The 19,755-nt window shown below is 38.9% G+C and carries 24 protein-coding genes; 7 read left to right on the top strand and 17 right to left on the bottom strand.

Annotated features, from left to right (window positions below; all coding sequences use genetic code 11):
• Nucleotides 1-76: 76 nt before the first annotated feature.
• The 3 genes from AN392_RS04970 (at nt 77) to ilvN (ending at nt 3,755) form a co-directional block, all read left to right on the top strand.
• Nucleotides 77-1,084: an isocitrate dehydrogenase gene (locus AN392_RS04970; protein WP_008112567.1), complete on the top strand. Its 1,008-nt coding sequence runs from the start codon at nt 77-79 to the stop codon at nt 1,082-1,084.
• Nucleotides 1,085-1,530: 446 nt separating this feature from the next.
• Complete coding sequence (locus AN392_RS04965; RefSeq protein WP_054201622.1) at nt 1,531-3,255, top strand: acetolactate synthase 3 large subunit; 1,725 nt, start codon at nt 1,531-1,533, stop codon at nt 3,253-3,255.
• Nucleotides 3,255-3,755 carry an acetolactate synthase small subunit gene (gene ilvN, locus AN392_RS04960; RefSeq protein WP_055012026.1) on the top strand — a complete coding sequence of 167 codons (501 nt, stop codon included), beginning with the start codon at nt 3,255-3,257 and terminating at the stop codon, nt 3,753-3,755. The genes AN392_RS04965 and ilvN overlap by 1 nt, the downstream gene beginning before the upstream one ends.
• Nucleotides 3,756-3,820: 65 nt before the next feature.
• Here the strand turns inward: ilvN and AN392_RS04955 are convergent, their stop codons facing one another.
• The 15 genes from AN392_RS04955 to AN392_RS04885 all read right to left on the bottom strand — a co-directional run bounded on the left by AN392_RS04955 (nt 3,821) and on the right by AN392_RS04885 (nt 15,072).
• The gene (locus AN392_RS04955) at nt 3,821-4,096 is read right to left on the bottom strand and encodes an HU family DNA-binding protein (protein ID WP_008112559.1); all 276 of its coding nucleotides are present in this window, start codon (nt 4,094-4,096) and stop codon (nt 3,821-3,823) included.
• 205 nt (nt 4,097-4,301) lie between these two features.
• A complete protein-coding gene (locus tag AN392_RS04950) occupies nt 4,302-4,844 on the bottom strand; it encodes a DUF3833 domain-containing protein (RefSeq protein WP_055012025.1) in 543 nt (180 codons plus the stop codon).
• Nucleotide 4,845: 1 nt separating this feature from the next.
• Nucleotides 4,846-5,334 carry a chalcone isomerase family protein gene (locus AN392_RS04945; protein ID WP_054201624.1) on the bottom strand — a complete coding sequence of 163 codons (489 nt, stop codon included), beginning with the start codon at nt 5,332-5,334 and terminating at the stop codon, nt 4,846-4,848.
• Between the two features lie 23 nt (nt 5,335-5,357).
• Nucleotides 5,358-5,858 (bottom strand): DUF2878 domain-containing protein, encoded by a 501-nt coding sequence (locus AN392_RS04940; RefSeq protein WP_055012024.1) that lies wholly within the window; start codon nt 5,856-5,858, stop codon nt 5,358-5,360.
• Nucleotides 5,836-7,098 carry a cyclopropane-fatty-acyl-phospholipid synthase family protein gene (locus tag AN392_RS04935; protein ID WP_055012023.1) on the bottom strand — a complete coding sequence of 421 codons (1,263 nt, stop codon included), beginning with the start codon at nt 7,096-7,098 and terminating at the stop codon, nt 5,836-5,838. The genes AN392_RS04940 and AN392_RS04935 overlap by 23 nt, the downstream gene beginning before the upstream one ends.
• Before the next feature lie 48 nt (nt 7,099-7,146).
• Nucleotides 7,147-7,884 carry a DUF1365 domain-containing protein gene (locus tag AN392_RS04930; protein WP_055012022.1) on the bottom strand — a complete coding sequence of 246 codons (738 nt, stop codon included), beginning with the start codon at nt 7,882-7,884 and terminating at the stop codon, nt 7,147-7,149.
• Complete coding sequence (locus AN392_RS04925) at nt 7,877-9,130, bottom strand: NAD(P)/FAD-dependent oxidoreductase (protein ID WP_055012021.1); 1,254 nt, start codon at nt 9,128-9,130, stop codon at nt 7,877-7,879. Before AN392_RS04925 ends, AN392_RS04930 begins: the two co-directional genes overlap by 8 nt.
• Nucleotides 9,127-9,837, bottom strand: a complete 711-nt coding sequence (locus tag AN392_RS04920; RefSeq protein ID WP_055012020.1) for an SDR family NAD(P)-dependent oxidoreductase — start codon at nt 9,835-9,837, stop codon at nt 9,127-9,129. Before AN392_RS04920 ends, AN392_RS04925 begins: the two co-directional genes overlap by 4 nt.
• Nucleotides 9,838-9,839: 2 nt before the next feature.
• Nucleotides 9,840-10,268, bottom strand: a complete 429-nt coding sequence (locus AN392_RS04915) for a nuclear transport factor 2 family protein (protein WP_055012019.1) — start codon at nt 10,266-10,268, stop codon at nt 9,840-9,842.
• A gap of 1 nt (nt 10,269) precedes the next feature.
• Nucleotides 10,270-11,664, bottom strand: a complete 1,395-nt coding sequence (gene phrB / locus AN392_RS04910; RefSeq protein WP_055012018.1) for a deoxyribodipyrimidine photo-lyase — start codon at nt 11,662-11,664, stop codon at nt 10,270-10,272.
• The gene (locus tag AN392_RS04905; RefSeq protein ID WP_010388912.1) at nt 11,664-12,617 is read right to left on the bottom strand and encodes a DUF523 and DUF1722 domain-containing protein; all 954 of its coding nucleotides are present in this window, start codon (nt 12,615-12,617) and stop codon (nt 11,664-11,666) included. The genes phrB and AN392_RS04905 overlap by 1 nt, the downstream gene beginning before the upstream one ends.
• Nucleotides 12,618-12,625: 8 nt before the next feature.
• Nucleotides 12,626-13,300, bottom strand: coding sequence for a ChrR family anti-sigma-E factor (locus AN392_RS04900; protein WP_055012017.1), 675 nt, complete (start codon nt 13,298-13,300; stop codon nt 12,626-12,628).
• Nucleotides 13,293-13,916, bottom strand: a complete 624-nt coding sequence (locus tag AN392_RS04895) for a sigma-70 family RNA polymerase sigma factor (protein WP_010388914.1) — start codon at nt 13,914-13,916, stop codon at nt 13,293-13,295. The genes AN392_RS04900 and AN392_RS04895 overlap by 8 nt, the downstream gene beginning before the upstream one ends.
• Before the next feature lie 70 nt (nt 13,917-13,986).
• Nucleotides 13,987-14,565, bottom strand: coding sequence for an LON peptidase substrate-binding domain-containing protein (locus tag AN392_RS04890; protein WP_171040308.1), 579 nt, complete (start codon nt 14,563-14,565; stop codon nt 13,987-13,989).
• A 228-nt stretch (nt 14,566-14,793) separates the two neighbouring features.
• Nucleotides 14,794-15,072, bottom strand: coding sequence for a hypothetical protein (locus AN392_RS04885; RefSeq protein WP_055012016.1), 279 nt, complete (start codon nt 15,070-15,072; stop codon nt 14,794-14,796).
• 281 nt (nt 15,073-15,353) lie between these two features.
• Here AN392_RS04885 and AN392_RS04880 point away from each other — a divergent pair, with 281 nt between their 5' ends.
• From AN392_RS04880 to AN392_RS04870, 3 genes are all read left to right on the top strand, one after another.
• Nucleotides 15,354-15,983 carry a hemolysin III family protein gene (locus AN392_RS04880; protein WP_055012015.1) on the top strand — a complete coding sequence of 210 codons (630 nt, stop codon included), beginning with the start codon at nt 15,354-15,356 and terminating at the stop codon, nt 15,981-15,983.
• A gap of 343 nt (nt 15,984-16,326) precedes the next feature.
• Nucleotides 16,327-16,680 carry a hypothetical protein gene (locus AN392_RS04875; RefSeq protein ID WP_055012079.1) on the top strand — a complete coding sequence of 118 codons (354 nt, stop codon included), beginning with the start codon at nt 16,327-16,329 and terminating at the stop codon, nt 16,678-16,680.
• A gap of 1 nt (nt 16,681) precedes the next feature.
• A complete protein-coding gene (locus AN392_RS04870) occupies nt 16,682-16,930 on the top strand; it encodes a hypothetical protein (protein WP_055012014.1) in 249 nt (82 codons plus the stop codon).
• A gap of 422 nt (nt 16,931-17,352) precedes the next feature.
• Here the strand turns inward: AN392_RS04870 and AN392_RS04865 are convergent, their stop codons facing one another.
• Together AN392_RS04865 and AN392_RS04860 are read right to left on the bottom strand one after the other, a co-directional pair.
• Nucleotides 17,353-17,658, bottom strand: a complete 306-nt coding sequence (locus AN392_RS04865) for an MGMT family protein (protein ID WP_055012013.1) — start codon at nt 17,656-17,658, stop codon at nt 17,353-17,355.
• Nucleotides 17,648-18,550 carry a LysR family transcriptional regulator gene (locus tag AN392_RS04860; protein ID WP_055012012.1) on the bottom strand — a complete coding sequence of 301 codons (903 nt, stop codon included), beginning with the start codon at nt 18,548-18,550 and terminating at the stop codon, nt 17,648-17,650. Before AN392_RS04860 ends, AN392_RS04865 begins: the two co-directional genes overlap by 11 nt.
• A 122-nt stretch (nt 18,551-18,672) precedes the next feature.
• Between AN392_RS04860 and AN392_RS04855 the strand changes: the two genes are divergently transcribed.
• On the top strand, nt 18,673-19,755 hold the full coding sequence (locus AN392_RS04855) for an efflux RND transporter periplasmic adaptor subunit (protein ID WP_055012011.1): 1,083 nt from the start codon (nt 18,673-18,675) through the stop codon (nt 19,753-19,755).

Below are 19,755 nucleotides of genomic sequence, written 5' to 3'. Positions count from 1 at the left end.
CCTGTCATATAAGTAGTCTAAACTCTGTTGAGTATTTTTATTTATGTGTGTATCCAAATCTTTAAAGGAAAAGTTCATGGCCAAACAAACCATAACAGTGATCAAAGGCGACGGCATCGGCCCAAGCATTATCGACTCAGCACTTGAAATACTAAAAGCCGCAGGATGCGATTTTGATTATGAATTTGTTGACGCTGGCCTAGCTGCGCTTGAAAAAACAGGCGAATTGCTTCCACAAGAAACAATTGACACAATTGCTAAGAATAAAATCACCTTAAAAGGCCCATTAACCACGCCTGTAGGCGAAGGTTTTACATCTATCAACGTAACACTTCGTAAGCAATTTGGTTTATACGCTAACGTACGTCCAGTTAAATCGTTTGCCGGTACTAAAGCCCGTTACGACGATATTGATATCATCACTATTCGTGAAAACACACAAGGTATGTATTCAGGTGCAGGCCAAGTTGTATCTGAAGATGGTACTGAAGCTGAAGCAAAATCAGTGATCACTCGCGAAGGCGCAGAAAAAATTGTAACGTTCGCATACGAACTTGCTGTGCGCGAAGGTCGTAAAAAAGTAACTGCTGTACATAAAGCAAATATTTTAAAATCAACGTCTGGTTTATTCTTAAAAGTGGCGCGTGAAGTAGCTGAGCGTTACCCAGAAATTGAATCAACTGAAATGATTGTTGATGCAACATGTATGAAGCTTGTAATGACCCCTGAAGAGTTTGACGTGATCGTTACAACGAACTTATTTGGCGATATTTTATCTGACTTATGTGCTGGTTTAGTAGGCGGTTTAGGCATGGCACCTGGTGCAAACATTGGTGAAGATGCTGCTATTTTTGAAGCTGTTCACGGTAGCGCACCTGATATTGCTGGTAAAAACCTTGCAAATCCTACGTCAGTGATTTTAGCCTCTATTCAAATGCTAGAGCATTTAAACATGGGCGATACAGCTGAGCGTATTCGTAGCGCTGTTGCTGATGTGATTAAATCAGGCGACCGTACTACCCGCGATTTAGGCGGCAGCCACGGCACTACTGATTTCACACAATCAGTAATTGACCGTCTGTAATTAGGACTGTTAAATTAAAAGCCAGCTAATGCTGGCTTTTTTTATGCCAGAAACACAGCATTTAAATTTCCCCCTGACCATCCTCAAGCCTAGGCAAACACGCAAAACTGCATAATTTCTGCTTATAAAGTGAAAATAACTCATATCAAATAGATTATTAGATTAAAAAACATTTAAAAATGAATTTTTAATCCAAAAATCAGTTTAATGGGTTGACATGTGTGCTCAAAAGCCTTAAAAATAACCACATACAAAAATTGTTATTTAAACAGCATTTTATTTTAAAGAGCAAAACATCATGAATACACAATTTCGCCTTTTAGTCTTACTCGTACTGGTCTTAGTGATAAGCCCAGCGGGGATGTATTAAAAGGTGAAAAATGCTTTTTAAAACCCTCGCACTACGCGGGGGTTTTTTTTTGCATGTAATCAACAGAGGAATGAGGATGAGTAAACAAGAATATAATGGCTCTGAATTGGTTGTTAAGTCATTAAAAGAGCTAAAGGTAAAGTATATATTTGGTTATCCCGGCGGCTCAGTATTAGATTTATACGACGCACTTTTTCAGCAAGACGATATTGAGCACATTTTAGTACGCCATGAACAAGCGGCTACACACATGGCCGATGGCTACGCAAGAGCCACCGGTGAAGTAGGTGTTGTACTTGCTACATCAGGTCCCGGTGCAACAAACTGTGTAACAGGCATAGCAACTGCGTATATGGATTCAATTCCTATGGTGGTGTTATCAGGTCAAGTGCCCACAAGTCTTATTGGTGATGACGCGTTTCAAGAAACCGATATTGTTGGTTGCTCTCGCCCAATTGTAAAACATAGCTTTAATTGTAGAAGCGCGAGTGAAATTCCCAATATTCTTGCTAAAGCCTTTTATATTGCCAGTACCGGCCGCCCAGGGCCTGTGGTAGTAGAACTTCCTAAAGACATGCTTAACCCAGAGCTAACTTTTGCTTACAACTTTCCAGCGGCAACAGAACTCAGAACCTACAACCCTAATACCAAGGGTCACTCTAAACAAATTCGTAAGGCCGTTACTGCTATTTTAGAAGCAAAAAAACTGGTTATATACTCTGGTGGCGGTATTGTGCTTTCAAACACCTCAGAGCAACTAACTCATTTAGTCGAGTCACTTAATGCCCCTATTACCAACACGTTAATGGGACTGGGCGGTATATCGGGCGTTCACCCTAACTTTATTGGTATGTTGGGTATGCACGGCACATTAGAAGCCAATAAAGCGATGGCCAATGCCGATGTTATTTTAGCACTTGGCGCACGATTCGATGATCGGGTTACTAATAATGTTCAAAAATTCTGTCCAAATGCCACTATTGTGCATGTAGATGTTGATCCAACCTCTATTTCTAAAACCATTAAATCACATATTCCTGTTGTTGGCTGTTTGGCAACGGTACTGGAGCAATTACAAACTGCCATAGATAACAGTTCAATTAAAATTGATCGCAGTGCACAAGAAGATTGGTGGCGACAAGTGATCAGCTGGCGTGAACAAAAATGCCTTAGTTACAACAGCGATGGTGACAAAATAAAGCCTCAGGCAGTTATTGAGGCAATATATGAAGCAACCAACGGAGATGCTTATGTCAGCTCTGATGTTGGCCAACATCAAATGTTTGCCGCGCAGTACTATCCATTTAAACACCCTCGTCAGTGGATCAACTCAGGCGGCCTAGGCACTATGGGCTTTGGTTTACCTGCGGCTATGGGGGTTAAGCTGGCTTTTCCTGATAAAGAGTCTTTATGTGTGACTGGAGACGGCTCTATTCAAATGAACATTCAAGAGCTATCAACCTGTTTACAGTATAACTTAGCAGTAAAGGTGATCTCCTTAAATAACCGTTCATTAGGTATGGTAAGACAATGGCAAGACATGATTTATGGCGGTAGGCATTCTTCATCGTATATGGAATCTTTGCCTGATTTTGTAAAGCTTGTTGAAAGCTATGGCCATGTTGGGATCAGAGTAAACACCCTTGATGAATTACAACCCGCGATAGACAAAGCCATGTCGATAACCGACAGATTGGTATTTTTAGATATTTTAGTAGACGAAAAAGAACATGTTTACCCAATGCAAATTAAGCACGGTGGTATAGACGAAATGTGGTTAAGAAAAGGAGTGAAGGCATAATGCGTCGTATATTATCTATATTATTAGAAAATGAACCTGGTGCGTTATCACGTATAGTGGGGCTTTTTTCTCAACGAGCATACAATATTGATAGCTTAACAGTGGGTACTACAGATGATGAGTCTCTTTCTCGTATTACGGTAACCACTAAAGGTGATGACAGAATTGTTGAACAAATAACAAAGCAAGTAAACAAGCTGGTCGATGTACTCAAAGTTATTGATTTAACCGACATGAGTCACATAGAACGCGAACTGCTGTTAGTAAAAGTATTTGCCAAAGATGAAACTACTCGTGCGGCAGTAACTCGTGTTGTTGATGTATTTCAAGGGGCTATTTTAGATATGGGTCGTCAAAGTTACAGCCTACAATTGGTAAGTAGCACCGATAAAATAGAGTCGTTCTTAGATACTTTACGCCACGAGACCGACATAATTGAAGTGGTACGCTCAGGCGCAGTCGGCATTGGCCGAGGAGATAAAGCGCTTAAAGCTAAATAAGCGATAAATTTACAACAAAAAAAAAGGGCTAAATAGCCCTTTTATTATATTTTATAAACCTATAATTATAGATTTACTTGGTCTTTAAGACCTTTACCTGGTTTAAAGCTTGGGATAGTCGCTGCTGAAATTTGGATTTCTGCACCCGTTTGTGGGTTACGACCCGTGCGTGCAGCACGTTCTTTAACTGAAAAAGTACCAAAACCAACTAATGCAACAGAGTTGCCTTCTTTTAATGAAGAAGTTACAGCGCCTGTGAATGCGTCAAGTGCACGTGTAGCGGCTGCTTTAGAGATTTCTGCGTCAGTAGAGATTTTTTCAACTAGTTGAGCTTTGTTCATTATTAGATTCCTATTCGTTATTATTTTGCCTTCGCAAATCCTATCTTTATGCATTTTCGAAGAGTTAGCAACAGCAAATTACGTTTTTTATCTAAAATACTAAAAAATTAGTAAAAATAGTAAAATTCACTGTAAAATACAGCGAGTTGAGTTAACAAAAGCTTAATTTAAGCACACTATTAGTGCAACTTTGCACCTTAATGACTCACTCTACCTTTTCTATTACTAAGGTTACTTCCCCAACCTCAACACCAAACTTAACAATAGACGTGCGGTTTATCAAGCGTGTATTTGTTACTAGGTACATCCAATCATCAAAATTAACTTCTAAAGTGCTGCCATCGTAAGGGATCTCTACATTATAATTCCAATGAAACACACTGCCGTCACTTTCTCCTGTAGCTATCCCTAAAACATCAGAAGCTGTTCCTGTTAATGTGTTATCGTCGTTTAAGGTAATTTTCCAAATGCGTTTTTGTGTTTCTCCATCATCGTAAACAAAGTCTTCTTCAATAGTGCCCTTATTCACATCCCATGTAGCGTTTAAGTCAACAACAAGCTTTCGGGTTAATTCACCTTTAAAGTCTTGTACAACGCCATAGGCTTTCAAATCACCACTAAAGAAAGTCTTAAAATCGAAATTTGGTTCTGAACCCTTGTAATGTTCAACACTTGGGGCTGAACAACTGGCAATAAAAAAGCTAACGGCCAATACCATGGCAACTTTAACGCGTTTTAGATTAATCATATTAAATCCCTAATAGTTGATTTCTAATTGATGGTTCTGAGGTGTTTTCACTTAACCAAATAGCTAAAAAATCCTCAGCAAATGCGGCATCATCAATGCGACCTATTTGGTTATCGTTATGGAAAAAAGTACTGTGTCCTTGCTTATCAGTCAGCAAGGTTAACGATTCTCCTTTTTTAATATTTGGCCATATCGAGAGTAATTTATCAGCATAGCGCTCTGAAAGTTGAGGTTTACCTAAGTGCTGCCACTGCTCATTAGTCGCTTTTACAATGTCTTTAGCGTCAAAATCGCGCAAATAAGTTAAGGTAAATTTAACAGGCGTTTGTTTTGCGGTGTAACTACCAGAAGGTGTATAAAGCGTTGCATCATAAACATCCCAAAACAAGTATTCCATGCGTGCTTCACCCACCTTGTTAAACTGAGTGTCGGCATTAGCTACAGGGCTAAATAAAGCATAAACAATAAGTAAATTTAAAAGCGTTTTCATCGTTATCTCCAAACTGTATTGTATTATTGCTTAACAAACTCGCCTATTTTACCGTTTAAAAATAAAATAAACGTAAATGTTGCAGCCCATAAAGCACCGTAAAGTGGCCAAAACTGCCACAGTGGCATCCCTAACTCTAATACCTCAAATCGTGAGCCGGCCCAATAACTGCCAGGGGCAAATAATAAACACACAGCAAATGCTTGCCATGATTTAAGGTTTGTCAGAAACGACATAGAGGTATTGATACACAGCAACAATGCGACCCATAAAAACACCAACCAAAATGGCAGAGGATCGACTTTAAATTCGAATAACCCTAACTGAACCGCAATAAACTCACACAACAGTGCTAGTGGCAGGGCTTTTAATACCAGCAAAGCATCTTGTTTTTTTTGTGCTGATAAATAAAACATCAAAGCGATGACTACAGTAGAGTATACAATTGCATGCTGTTCAAGTAGCAGGCACATAAACCACACTACTTGAAACAGCGCAAAATTAATAAGCGAGTGCAATCTCATCATTACTACTCGTAAAGCGGGGTTTGCGTGCCATTAAATGCACGGTACTGGTTGCTCGGGTTCTAAATGCGCCCTCGCAATAGGCAAGGTAAAAAAGCCATAAGCGATAGAAACGATCATCAAACTTATCGCTATCAAGCTTTGGCCAGCTGGCAATAAAACGCTCTCGCCAATCAGCAAGAGTGCGGGCATAGTGAGCACCAATGTCGTTTATGGTGTGAATATTCATGTCGGTGTTATTTTTAATTTGTTCACTCATTTCGTTAAGCGAAGGCAAACACCCACCGGGGAAAATATACTGTTGTATAAAGTCTGAATTTTTTAAATAGTGTTGATAACGCTGGTCACTAATCGTAATTGCTTGAATAAGCATAGCACCGTTGTCTTTCAATAACTCACCGCACTTAGTAAAAAAGCTGGGTAAGTATTCATGCCCAACGGCTTCTATCATCTCAATTGAAACTAACTTATCGTATTTGCCAGTCAATAAGCGATAATCTTGCTTGAGCAAGGTTATTTTACTTTCAAGTCCAAGCTGGTTAACTTTGTTGGCAACATAATCGTGCTGTTCGTCAGAGATGGTTGTAGTTGTGACATGGCAGTCATAATGAGTAGCGGCATAAATAGCAAACGCGCCCCACCCGGTACCAATTTCAATAACAGTGTCACCTTGTTGTAGCTCAACTTGTTCGCATATGCGTTGTAGCTTGTACTGCTGTGCTTGTTCTAAGGTAGCATCTTTACTTGGGTATACTGCACTCGAATAAAGCATTTCTTTACTTAAAAAAGACTCGTATAAATCATTTCCTAAGTCATAGTGAGCGACGATATTCTTTTTTGAACCCGCATGTGAGTTCTTGTTTTTTATGTGGTTTATGCGGTGAGCGATGTTGCTAAAAAACGCGAACTTTTTTTCAAATGCATCTAGTTGATCTTGGTTAATCGCAAAAATTTCGATTAACCGAGTTAAATTATCACATTGCCATTGCCCTAAAATGTAAGACTCGCCCGCACCCACGCTACCAGAAAGAGCGAACGCTTTATACATGGCATTGTCGTTAACGGTGACAGTAACTTTCAGCTCTGAAGACGCATCCCCAAATACAGACTGTTGGTTATTCTCAACCAACACTATCTGCCCCGTTTCAATTGACGAGAACGCTTTAAACACTAACTTTTTATATAAATTAGTAAACCAACTGGTGCGTTCCTGAACGCGTAAGCTCGATACCTTTTCCATATACTTACCTATATTATTGTTATTACTTATAAAAAACATAAATTAAATTTAAAGTTTGCCTGAATGACCTAAAAATGGGACTTTTTTAACAAACAATTTAAATGCCTGATAGTAAATACCTCTGAAAATAGACCATGTCATCGCAGGAAAGCGCTTCAACAACTTGCTCATTTGTTTATTGCACAAGGGTTGACGCTGTAACCTTAACGATGCATCAAAAAGTAGTTCTTCATCGCGCTTATTTTCTATACGTATCAGTATATTGTCTTTCTTTTGACGAACAGTCCAATGATAGTTCATATCCAAATTCATAAAGGGTGATACGGAAAATACTTTCTTAAAGTTCACTTTTTTTTGTAGTGGAACCAAGTAGTAATGTCGCTCATTCCATGGGGTATTACTCACCTCGGCCACCATATAGCTAAACTCATTGTTTTGTTGGCCAAAAAAGTAAAAGTTAACTGGACTAAAATAAATCCCCAAACAGCGTAATTGCCCTAGCAGGAACACATGGCTAAATTTCTCATCTACCCCTAACTGGGCTAGCTGCGCATGAGCTCGCTCTATGATGGGCTGATGATGACTATCGGGTAACCCTTTTAAATAATCAGATTGCTCAAACTTCAATGCTTTAAACCCTGAAGTTCCAAGCTGCTTATGGACGCCATTAAGCGCATGAGTATTATTTAAATCAACCCACATCATATAAAGTGGGTAATTAAACGCATGATGTTTTACAGCAAAACGGCGATGCTTTACATCGCCTAAATACACTGCATTAGTCAAACTCTACTCCAAGTTGTTTTGCAACATCGACGGCACTGCGCACACCATCCTCATGAAAGCCGTTATACCAATAAGCCCCACAGAAATAAGTATTGTTTTGCCCGTCAACCGTATTTTTCAGCTGTTGAGCAGCAATAGATTGTTGATTAAACACAGGATGGTGATAAGTAAACTCACGTAAAATCTTACTTTGATTGATCCCTTCTAAGTGATTTAAAGTGACACAAAATTGGGTATCAGACTCTATTCCTTGAAGTATATTCATTTGATAAGTAACAACAGCGGCTTTGTCGGTATTATTATTTAGTAAGTAATTCCAGCTCGCCCACGCTGCTTTCCTATCTGGTAATAATGAAATATCGGTATGCAATACCACCGAGTTCTCAGTGTATGGAATAGCACCCAACACCTTATTTTCTTGCTCGCAGGCATCACCAAGTAACGCTAACGCTTGATCTGAATGACACGCAAAAATAACCTTATCAAACAGGGCTTGCTGGCCATCAGCAAATGTAATGGTGGCTCCCTGCTCGTCTCTGATTACCGATTTAATGTCAGTGTTTAACTGTATTTTATCAGCAAAACCAGCTATCAACGGTTTAATGTATTCACGAGAGCCACCCGGAATAACATACCATTGCGGCCTATTGGTAATGTCTAATAAACCATGGTTAAAAAAGAATTTTACAAAAAATTCTACGCCCACGTTTTCCATTTCTTTAATGCTTGTCGACCAAATAGCTGCACCCATTGGCAAAATATAGTGGTATTTAAAAAAGTCATTAAAGCGATGTTGTTGTAGCAACTCACCAAGTGATTGCTCAGTATATTGGCCTTTTTCATATAAAGCCTTGCACAGTTTGTTAAAGCGCACAATATCGTACAAAAGACGCCAAAACTTAGGTCTCACTATGTTTCTGCGCTGAGCAAACAAACTAGTAAATGTATGCCCGTTATACTCAAAGCCAGTTGCTTCATTATGAACACTAAAGCTCATTTGGGTCGGTTTACGTTTTACACCAATACGTTCAAGCAGCTTTTCAAAGTAAGGGTATGTTCTATCGTTAAATACGATAAAACCGGTATCAACTGCGTAGTTAATACCGCTGTGATTTACATCAACCGTGGCAGTATGGCCACCAATATAATCATTTTTTTCAAATAGTGTGACATCATAATGCTTGTGCAATAGGTGTCCGCAAGTTAAACCTGATACACCAGTCCCAATTATTGCTATTTTTTTCAACGGGTTAATCCTTTTGCAATTTTAAGCCAAAGCGAAAGTGGTAATATTCGCAGTGCTTTTAATATAAGTGTGAAACGATACGGAAAATGGACTTCTTTACGACGTTTGTTAACGCCTTTGATTATATAGTCAGCCGCTTTTTCAGCACTAACAGCCATAGGCATAGGAAAATCATTTTTGTCTGTAAGCGGTGTTTTTACAAAACCAGGATGGACTAGTGTTACATCAACGTCATTTAAATCCACTGCCAAGGTTTTAGCTAAATAGCTTACGCCCGCCTTTGATGCGCCATACGCTTCTGAACGCGGTAAAGGTAAATAAGTAACACTCGAACTGACCATCACTAGTTGGCCGCCTGATGTTATTTTGGGTAAAAGTGCTTCTAAGCAATACCCCATAGAAAGTAAGTTAACATTAATAACACGCTCAAAAAGGGCGCTATCAAAATTGCGTGCATCATCAACATACTCGCAATTACCGGCGTTAAGAATAACGCGGTCAAATTGCGGATAGCCGAGAGTCGCAGCTTTAATATCTTGCAAGTTGGTTGCATCAAACTGGCAGGTTTTTATGTTGTTATGCTTGGCAAGTTCTGCGAGCTTTTGAGTATTTCGTCCACACGCAATGACTGTATCACCTTGCTCTGCATACTTTATCGCGAGTTGTTCACCTATACCTGATGTTGCACCTGTAATAAGCGTAATCATAATTAACCAGCCCTTTTATCAATAAAATTAATAATGTTGCCCAGTAATGGAATATGCTTATACAAAAGCTCTCCAGCATTAAAGTAATCGCGGTGTTTAATAATTTTCGCACCTTCAAATACTAGTTTACTGTGCCCTTGCACTGAAATTGTATTGCCTGCGTTAAGTTTTGGGTGAGAATAATGCATTGTCCAGTATACAAATGCATTATTATCACTGGTAAATGAATCAGTTATGTCAAATCGACAATACTTAACATTACTATATAAACCACGAAAATAACGTCTTAGATCTTCAAGACCATTAATTTCGTGCAGCGGATCTATAAAGTGAATGTTTTGAGCGTAAATTTCAGTTAATAACTCTAGGTTATCCTTATCAAGCTTTTGATATATTTCTACAAATTTATCGACTGGTAATTGGTTATCCATATCACACCTTAAATGCAGCTAAAGCCCTCGCTCGTGCCGCTTTATGATCAACTATTGCTGGCCAGTAACAGTGTTCACTTTGTCCCGTTGCTGCTAAGTAAGTATGTGGGAAATGAATGTGTTTATCTGGCACTTTTTGTAATTCAGGCAGATATTTACGAATAAAATCACCATTTGGATCAAAGCGTTCACTTTGGGTGATGGGATTGAATACTCTAAAGTAGGGTTGAGCATCACAGCCGGTACTTGCAGCCCATTGCCAACCACCATTGTTTGAGGCTAAATCGCCATCAATAAGATGCTGCATAAAAAACTGCTCGCCTTTGCGCCAATCAATCAGTAGGTGCTTAGTTAAAAAACTCGCAACCACCATTCTTAAACGATTATGCATCCAGCCTGTTTGCAATAGCTGTTGCATGGCGGCATCAACAAGTGGATAGCCTGTACGGCCTTCGCACCATTGCTTAAACTCAGCGTCACTCTCACGCCAACTCACACTATCGTACTTTTCGTTAAAATTGGCACCGCGTGAAAGTTTTGGGAATTCAGCAATTAGGTGTTTGTAAAATTCACGCCAGATCAGTTCGTTAACCCAGGTAAACGTTTTACTTTTTGAGGTGGTCAGTATATCGGGGTAATGTTGTTGTATATTAACCATTAATTGTTTACTACTAACAACCCCTAGTGCTAAATAGGGGCTTAAGCCCGATGTTCCTTTTACACTGGGTATGTCTCGTACGTCATCATAGCTTGCTAATTTATCGTGAATAAAATTATCGACTACGGTTGATAGAGTATCATCATCAACAGGCCATTTTATTGAGCTTTCATCACCACTTAGTAACTCACACTGTTCGATTTCTATCGGCTCTTCAGATAACGGCCACGGTAATAAACTAAAGTGTGTATCTTGATACTGCTTTAACCATGCGCGTTTAAACGGTGTAAATACTTTATACATTTCATTATTTTGAGTGCGCACACTACCTACAGGAGCAATGATATCACCCTCGTATAAAGTAAATGTTATTTGCTGTTGGTCGCACTGTGCCTGAATCGCTTTGTCCCTATTAAATTCATTTAGCTCATACTCAGTGTTGGCTATTATGTGTTTAATATCGTGTTGCTGACAAAAATCGAGAAGTTTAGTTTGGCAATCGGCAAAAAAAGGGGCGTCTATTACATGCAAATTTACGCCATATTTGGCAAGCTTTTCGCGAATATAACTCACCCTGCGTTTAAGTAAGTCAATTTGAATGGCAGCAGTATTATGCTGTGCCCATTGTTTTTCGCACACAAAAAAAATGGCGTGTTTAGCACCATTATTTAGCGCTTCGATCAGCGCCTCGTTAGAAAAAAGGCGCAAATCGCGCCTAAACCAAAATAGTGTATTCATTACAAACCGTAACGTAGCTTAAGTTCATTAGGATAAGGGTTAAAGTAAATTTGCTTACTTAAATACTCATTTGGATGAACCTTTAAATGATGTTTAAGCAATGTTAGTGGTACATAAAGCGGCACCAACCCTTGGCGATACTCATCAATTGCATCTCGCATTTCTTCCTTTTCGATTTTTGATAAATCTTTTTTGAAGTAACCTTGCAAATGCATCAACGTGTTAGAATTATTTTTTCTTGAAGCAGGGCGTTTAAGCGCATTCATTAAACCTAATATGTACTCGTCGGCCAAAGCATTAACGTCGTCACCAACAAACGTTCCGAGTAGATTGCCTAAATCACGATACGCTTGATAATTATGAGCCATTAACAAATATTTGTATTGAGCATGGAACTGGGTCAAACGATGCACAGTAACGGGCTCTTTCACTAACTGTTGCCAGTTATGTAATGTATAAACACGCATTACAAAGTTCTCGCGCAAATGAACATCATTTAAACGTCCATTTTCTTCGCAAGGTAGTAAGGGATTATGTTTCATAATTTGTTCAGCAAAGAAACCAACGCCTTCAGAGGTGTTACCGGTTCCTGCTTCATTGTATATTTTTACCCGCTCCATGCCACAGCTTGGGCTCTTAGCACAAAAAACGAATCCGCTTAGATGCCCTGCTTGTTCTGTAGCTATTTTTTTACCGTATTCTGTGAGCTGTGGGCCAACATCTCCCGTGCCATCCGGACGACACACTTTGATAGTATCGCCTGTTTTTACTTGACGAATGGTTGGACGAGGTATTGGTAATCCTACCGCAACCTCTGGGCAATACATTTTATATTCAACATGCTTGGCCAGCTCTTCCATACAAAAATTTGATTTTTTATGGCCACTGTCAAATCTTACCTTTTCGCCTGCCAAGCAGGCGCTAATACCTATTTTTATTGTATCTGTTTGCATAGATTCTCTTAATAAATCAAGCCACCAATTGGGTTAAGTAACTTGCTAAGTCCTTTATTGAAATGTAGAGCACTACTAACAACAGTAAAGCACAAACATCCCTCTTTTGTTAGGGGGGTGTGTTGATGACGGCCATCTTGCCAAATAAAGTCACCAGGAACATAACTGCCCTCTTCGTCTGTAAATTCACCATCAAGCAGTAAAGTAACCTCAAAACCGGTATGTGTGTGCTCCGGAATTTCTCCACCAGCATCTATATGTAACAAGCTTGAACGTAAATGGCCATCATCAAGGGCTATTCGAGAACGCGCAAGCTTACCTACTTGGGTAAATTTACCATGCGAGATCCGTGTTAAAGCTCTAGGCAAGCTGTAATTATGCTCATTAACATTAATACTAACTGGTTCAACAGAATATACTTCATCAATCGAGTCATCGGCCGTGATCATATCAAGTAAACTTAATTCAATTACATCATCGGCTTGATCGGCTTGCTCATCCGTTGCCACATCCATATTGTCACTAAAAACTGCTCGCGCATTAGCCGCTTCAAGTTTTTCAACTTTAGCTTGGCACACTGGGCACATATCAACATGTATTGATACGGCAAGGCTAAGCGATGCTGGAAGTGTTGCTGCACAGTATTGTGTCAGTAGTGTTTCACTCGGGTGATGTTTAATCATGCTGATCTCCCATTTCATTACGTAATTTCTGCAAGGCTAAACGTAATCGTGATTTTACCGTGCCTACTGGAATGTTTAATTGTTGAGCTAACTGCTCTTGCGACATGTCTTGAAAATAAACGCCGCGCACAACTTCTCTTTGCGCTTGAGGCAATTTATCTAAATAACGTTTAATTTGTTGGTCTTCAAGGTGGTCGCTGTATTCGTGATGTGTATCTTCAGATTCGTTCAATAACGGCCAAATGTCTTCGCTAATATTTTCTTCTTTGTTACTTTTCATTTTACGAAGCATGTCAAAAGAGGCGTTACGCATTACGGTATAGACCCAAGTAGTAGCTGCACCCTTTTCACTATTGTATAAGTGGGCTTTTCGCCATACGGAAGTGAGGGTTTCTTGAACTAATTCCATTGCTTGGGCTTCTACACCAAACTGCTTTATGCCGAAGCGCTTAATCTTAGGTGCAAAATATTCAAACAAGTACGCGAAAGATTTTTTATCGCGAGATTGAGCTACATTAACTAATGCTTCCCTGAGTTCCGTACTTGGTGTTTCTGGCATGGCAGTGTACTTACCTGTGTTAGGTTCACAACTTAGTGATTGTTGTTGACTTACCATAGTAAAATGTCCCGTTATTGCTTTAGTGAATACCATTACGAGCAATGGTTACAAGCGGATCATAATTATTTTAGGCAAATTCGTTATTAATCACAGTATGGAGGAAACTAAGCAAGTTATCAAAGTTAGTCTCAAATGCAAGTTGTTGTTTTTTCTCAATAGAAATGGGAAGTAATTCAAGCCAACGCGCCACAATCCACGCAAGCTGATTAAATTTGGTGGTTTTATAAAGCGATTGCAAATCGGGGTTATTCGCAAAAACGTCTTCTAGTGCTACTTGTAAAAGTTGGTGTTGACCAATTTCGTGGTTATCTTTGTTGTACCAATAAGGTGTGTTGCAAGCGGATACATCACCATGGCGAAGTTCCTGCTCATCTTGATACACATTATCTATTTGCACACTCTTAGATGCAAATACATCAATTAATAGCATACCGCTTTCGTCTTGATCAAAGTCAATAACATCCATTAAACAGCCTTGGGCGCTTATGTTTAACGGGGTGTCATGCTCAAAGGTACATAAAACAAAACCGCTATTGGTTTTTAATGCGTTTTTTACCATCGTTAAATAACGAGGCTCAAATATACGTAATCGCGTATAGCCTTCAGGTAATATAAATATAGGTAATGGGAAAATCGCACGTTTCATAAAGTCTACTTCTTTCAAACACTCTGCCTTTATTTACGTGCGCTTTATTCAAGTCGATCAGCTTTAGTTACATCAATTGCTTTACAGTGTAAATGCATCCGCTAATTAAACCTCGTTCCCACATTTTTTATCATGTAAACCAAGTAATAAACACTCAGTATACTTGCCACAGGTGCCAACATTAAGGCTAATAATTCGAACTCACTGTTCATTACTTTTATTCCCTTTTTATTGCTTTGGTTGTGCTTTAACTACAGGTTGTTTTTCGTCCATGTTGCTGTTATCAACCACAGGATTATTTTCAAGTAAGCTGTCAAGAATAACCTGTGCATCAAAAGAAACGGCTTCTTTTACAGACTTTTCAAGTTCGTTGCTTGCCTGTGACACATAAGTAGACACAGTGTTAGTTAGCATATCTGTAATATTTAAATCGACTTCTGTTGCGTTAACGTTAGTTGAACCTAATACAAGTAAGCTTGCGATTGTGATGTTGATTGAAGTTTTCATAATAGTATTCCTTGTTTGTTTATTGGTTAGTACGCTTAGTTACAATCAAGGGCTATGCCATAATGGAAAAACTTTATAAACCATTGTTTTAAAATGAAATAAATAAATTCAAAAGAAATCTACAAAATCTAGATTAGTAATTTTGACCAATGAATTTAAAAATAAAACCAAATAATAGTGTGTTTGTTAATGTTCAGTAAATTAATGACTTTATTTCGTATTTGAAAATTTCAGCGTACACATGTACACTAAAATTTATTCGCAAAGTGGTAGGATCTGTTATGTCTTTTGAAGCTCCCTATTCTAAAAAAGAAGAGCTGTTAAATGTTATTAGTCATGCCTTAGGCATTGTATTCGCTGCTTTTGTTGTTTGGGATTTAGTAAAACAAACTAATAGTGTGAAAGGCTATGCCAGTACTCTGATATACGGCAGTAGCTTGTTTATTTTATTTTTATCTTCAACGCTTTATCACGCCAGTGTGCGCCCAAGATTGAGAGCGTTTTACAAAAAATGTGATCATTGCGCCATTTATTTACTGATTGCAGGCACCTACACGCCCTTTTTGTTGCTGTCGTTATCTGGGCTCTGGTCTTGGGCTACCTTAGTCTTTATTTGGACAGTAGCGTTTGCAGGCATCGCTTATAAGCTATTGGTTAAAAATGGCAATAAAAAAGTTTCACTGGCTACTTATTTATTAATGGGATGGTTTGCATTAGCCATTGTGTATCCGCTTTATTTAAACGTGCCTATCAATGCACTTTATTGGCTATTAGCTGGCGGCTTATTTTATAGTGTAGGTACTATTTTTTATAGTGCAAAAAGCACTCAATATAGCCATGCTATTTGGCACCTCTTTGTTATTGGTGGATGTGTTAGCCATTATATTTCGATCAGTAATTATGTTTATTAGGCTGGTTAAGCCATTTAGATTAGTCTGGTTTAACCAGTGTGTTGCATCGAATGGTTGAACTCACAGCGAATACCAGTCATTCAAGTGAGTCGTCATTAACTTAGTAAGAATAAGAGGAAACCTTCCTCTTTTTTACATATTTATATAAGCCATAGGAAGAGTAATATTTATAGCTGGCAATAAGTTACACTACTTGCTAATAATAGAAGCTCATGAAATAAAGACGTTTTCGCGTAAAGATAGGGAAAGTGCCCTCTGATAAAGTTGTAAGCCATAGCGGCGCTAAATATTATGAGGGAATGGTTCCTGTAAATTTATGGAGAGGGTTAAATGTAAAAAAAATATGGAGTTATTTGAATTAATTGAAGATACCATTATTTTATCTAACGGTCGCCCGAGACCTGCGGATATAAGTTTAATCGGTGAAGGGGCTAATGCTAAAATCAATATTAAAGAGAGTCCTAGAGGCATAAGTACATTTGATAAGCCTGGTATTCCCCAAGGTCCTAATTGGGAGCACTATAGGATATCTGCTGGGACACCTTTACCAAAGGGTTTGGCAATTATAAAAGATAATTATAACTCAAGGTTAGGCGCATATCATTATACAATAGCTCCAGCATATAATACGCCTCTAACTGTATTTAAGCTTTTACTTAATCAGTTAGCAAAATCCGTTGTTAAAGAGGTTGCATAAGATGAAAATACCTAAAGCATATGTTCCAACGCTTTTATCAGCGATACGAGATTCTGTATTATATAATGAGCAATTATTAACAAGTGAAACTTTACGTGACCGTGATGATTATGAAGAGCATTATGTTCATCTAACTCAGTTCTTCGAATATTTAAAAGAAGAGTATGTAAATAATGAAGAGCAATATGGTCTGAAATTAGAGCAGATACTCCCAGAAGAAATGGCGAACAAGCAAATCAACAAGGACTAAAAACAGTTGGCCATTGCTCGTGCCTCGAGGATTTTGGCCAACAATTTTCAGCCTGTTATTTGGGCGTTACCACTGTCTGCAATTGGCACTTAGCCGATAGTCGGTATAGAGTGGTTTAACTTACAGTATAAAGCAGTTATATATCGCTAACGTGGTAAATTAGATTGTTTCTGGTAAATTCATTATTTTTGTCGGATGGCGTGGCTCCGCCACTTGTTTAACCTCGTTAAAAGGTAGGTTGGTTAAGCCGAAGGCGCCACCCAACAGAGTTTCAGATACACGCCTTTAAAATCCGCTCATGGCACTCTCTAGCCACTCGACAACATAAAATATTGAGAGTTATTGGCAAGATATTTTACTTTGTCGGATGGCGCTTCGCTTATCCGACCTAAACGGGCACTTATCTGACGAGAGTGGTGATATCACTCCCATCTACACTCGCGCATATTCACTTTATTATTCTTAAAATTAACACCTTCTAATAACAGTTTTTGTCGTTGTTCTTGGTATTTATCACTTCCTTCGGGAAACGATATTTTACCTTGGCTATTAACCACTCGATGCCAAGGGATCGCCGAATCTTTTGGCATCTCTTTTAATAAACGACCTACCAACCTAGCATTATTAGGATAACCCGCAAGTGCTGCTACTTGGCCATAACTGGCAACATTGCCTTTGGGTATACTGGCTATGATAGTGTAAATAACCGTTTCTTTATTAACGTCCATTCTTGCTTAAATACTCCTGACTGAGTAATTTAAATTGCTGCCAGATTTTACGCGCTACAGGCCCATGATGCATAGCATGCTGACGAAAGGCTCTAATTTGCGCACTAAACTGGTGCTCTCTGTCGGTTACAATGATTTGCTGTAATGAGCCAGCGGCTATTTCTTTTTTACAATGCCCTAAACTCATCATTGCCCAACCAGCCCCTGAAAGTAGAAAAGACTTCAAGGTAGATATATCATCAATTTTCATCACCGCAGCCCCTTTTGAATAGGAAAGTCTATCGCTGTCTATGCTTAAGCCACTTTCAAACATAGCCAAACACGGGTAAAGCTGTAATTCATCATAGCTAAGCTGCTTAGGTAAAATCCCTTTAGCTCCTACAATGCCAATATCTAGTTTACCAATGGGTAGGCTTTCTAAATCACCAGTTGCATGAAATAAATCAAACCACGGGCCTATTCCAAGCTCGGCTTGACCGGTATTAACTTGTTCTAAGGATACAAACCGCTTACCACTGGTTAAACGAAATTCGGTACTCGAAAAATGCTTAAAAGTATTACTTATGATCTCGTTATAACTTTGCATATGGCAAATTTGCTCGTAGCAGACTCTATATTGCGCTTCATTGCCTAATGCCAGCTCTGTTGCGAGCTGAGTAAGTTGCTCATTAGCGGCTAATAACTGTTTAGCCTCGCGATGAAAAATACGTCCCTTTTCGGTAAGTTGTAAGCGATAATGAGAACGGTCCAGTAGGTCAAAGCCTAACTTAGCTTCTAAGTTTTTAATCGCCAATGTGAGCGCTGGTTGCGTTTTATGTAGCTTTAATGCCGCTCCACTTAAACTCGCGCTTTGCACAATAGCATCTAATATTTGTAATTGGTTAAGTTTCATCGGCCACTCAGCACATCATAAGTAAAACTTATTGAGTTTCTAAAATTTAATGAATTTTATTTTATATGTTTGCAGCGTATGCTGCACACACTTATTTAGCCTTTTTTTATCATGGAGATATCATGCCACTGTTTCGCTTATGTTTACTAACTGCGACATTACTAAGTTTAATAGGCTGCTCAGAGCCCGAGAATATAGCTAAAGAAGAGCCTATTCGTCCGGTTAAATTATTTAGCATTGGTCATGATTCACAAACTAACATTCGCAGCTTCCCCGCTGAAGTGGTTGCAAACCAAGGCTCATATCTTGCTTTTAGGGTCAACGGTGAGTTGGTTAAATTTCCTGTATTAGCTGGTGAACAAGTTGAAAAAGGACAACTATTGGCTAAGTTAGATCCTGAGGATTTTCAATTACAATATAACGAACGTAAAGCACGATACGAACTGGCAAAATCACAGCTAAAACGCATTAAACAATTATTCGACAAAAACATCACCAGTCAATCAGAGCTTGATCAAGCGGTTGCTAATGAGCAAGTTGCCGAGTCAGCCTTTAAAATTGCAGAAACCAATTTAGAATACAGTGAGCTTCGTGCTCCTTTTGCTGGCATAGTAGCTAAAGTGTTTGTAAAAAACTTTGAGAGTATTCAAGCAAAACAAAATGTTCTGCGCCTAGAAACTCGCGATTTTATGGATGTAGAAATACAGGTTCCTGAAAAAATCGTTGCGCGCATTCAAAAAGATACCCAATACCAACCTATGGTTGAATTTGATGGCTATCACGACAAGCAATACAAACTCACACTAAAAGAATGGGATACTCAAGCCGATCCGGCAACGCTTACCTATAAAGTGGTGTTTTCATTACCGGTGCCAAAAGATTTTAATTTGCTTGCGGGTATGTCTGGGCAAGTGATGATAGATTTAAGTAAAGTAACTCGCTCACAAACTCCCTACACTATTTTACCAATTGAGTCGGTATTTTCAGATCCGAATAAAAGCCTAAGCGATAATGCTTATGTGTGGGTTTTTAATCAGCAAACTGGCACTGTACATAAGCAAGCAGTGCAAGTAGGTCAATTACATCACGACACTATTGAAGTACTTAGCGGCGTAAAAGAAGGCCAACAAATTGTGTCTGCTGGTGTTCACTCTTTACAAGAAGGCATGTCTGTTCGCCCTTGGAATAAAGAGCGAGGCTTATAA

It is taken from the genome of Pseudoalteromonas sp. P1-16-1b (genome assembly GCF_001401785.1).
Lineage (GTDB): Bacteria > Pseudomonadota > Gammaproteobacteria > Enterobacterales > Alteromonadaceae > Pseudoalteromonas > Pseudoalteromonas undina.
This window is presented reverse-complemented; position numbering and strand designations above follow the sequence as displayed.

Excerpts from the sequence above, each read along its gene's own strand:
- AN392_RS04880 (WP_055012015.1), top strand. The coding sequence starts at position 15,354 with ATGTCTTTTGAAGCTCCCTATTCTAAAAAAGAAGAGCTGTTAAATGTT.
- ilvN (WP_055012026.1), top strand. The coding sequence starts at position 3,255 with ATGCGTCGTATATTATCTATATTATTAGAAAATGAACCTGGTGCGTTA.
- AN392_RS04855 (WP_055012011.1), top strand. The coding sequence starts at position 18,673 with ATGCCACTGTTTCGCTTATGTTTACTAACTGCGACATTACTAAGTTTA.
- AN392_RS04950 (WP_055012025.1), bottom strand. The coding sequence starts at position 4,844 with ATGATTAATCTAAAACGCGTTAAAGTTGCCATGGTATTGGCCGTTAGC.
- AN392_RS04945 (WP_054201624.1), bottom strand. The coding sequence starts at position 5,334 with ATGAAAACGCTTTTAAATTTACTTATTGTTTATGCTTTATTTAGCCCT.
- AN392_RS04860 (WP_055012012.1), bottom strand. The coding sequence starts at position 18,550 with ATGAAACTTAACCAATTACAAATATTAGATGCTATTGTGCAAAGCGCG.
- AN392_RS04955 (WP_008112559.1), bottom strand. The coding sequence starts at position 4,096 with ATGAACAAAGCTCAACTAGTTGAAAAAATCTCTACTGACGCAGAAATC.
- AN392_RS04890 (WP_171040308.1), bottom strand. The coding sequence starts at position 14,565 with ATGAAACGTGCGATTTTCCCATTACCTATATTTATATTACCTGAAGGC.
- AN392_RS04940 (WP_055012024.1), bottom strand. The coding sequence starts at position 5,858 with ATGAGATTGCACTCGCTTATTAATTTTGCGCTGTTTCAAGTAGTGTGG.
- phrB (WP_055012018.1), bottom strand. The coding sequence starts at position 11,664 with ATGAATACACTATTTTGGTTTAGGCGCGATTTGCGCCTTTTTTCTAAC.
- AN392_RS04885 (WP_055012016.1), bottom strand. The coding sequence starts at position 15,072 with ATGAAAACTTCAATCAACATCACAATCGCAAGCTTACTTGTATTAGGT.
- AN392_RS04900 (WP_055012017.1), bottom strand. The coding sequence starts at position 13,300 with ATGATTAAACATCACCCGAGTGAAACACTACTGACACAATACTGTGCA.
- AN392_RS04905 (WP_010388912.1), bottom strand. The coding sequence starts at position 12,617 with ATGCAAACAGATACAATAAAAATAGGTATTAGCGCCTGCTTGGCAGGC.
- AN392_RS04875 (WP_055012079.1), top strand. The coding sequence starts at position 16,327 with ATGGAGTTATTTGAATTAATTGAAGATACCATTATTTTATCTAACGGT.
- AN392_RS04920 (WP_055012020.1), bottom strand. The coding sequence starts at position 9,837 with ATGATTACGCTTATTACAGGTGCAACATCAGGTATAGGTGAACAACTC.
- AN392_RS04935 (WP_055012023.1), bottom strand. The coding sequence starts at position 7,098 with ATGGAAAAGGTATCGAGCTTACGCGTTCAGGAACGCACCAGTTGGTTT.
- AN392_RS04865 (WP_055012013.1), bottom strand. The coding sequence starts at position 17,658 with ATGGACGTTAATAAAGAAACGGTTATTTACACTATCATAGCCAGTATA.
- AN392_RS04970 (WP_008112567.1), top strand. The coding sequence starts at position 77 with ATGGCCAAACAAACCATAACAGTGATCAAAGGCGACGGCATCGGCCCA.
- AN392_RS04915 (WP_055012019.1), bottom strand. The coding sequence starts at position 10,268 with ATGGATAACCAATTACCAGTCGATAAATTTGTAGAAATATATCAAAAG.
- AN392_RS04965 (WP_054201622.1), top strand. The coding sequence starts at position 1,531 with ATGAGTAAACAAGAATATAATGGCTCTGAATTGGTTGTTAAGTCATTA.
- AN392_RS04870 (WP_055012014.1), top strand. The coding sequence starts at position 16,682 with ATGAAAATACCTAAAGCATATGTTCCAACGCTTTTATCAGCGATACGA.
- AN392_RS04895 (WP_010388914.1), bottom strand. The coding sequence starts at position 13,916 with ATGGTAAGTCAACAACAATCACTAAGTTGTGAACCTAACACAGGTAAG.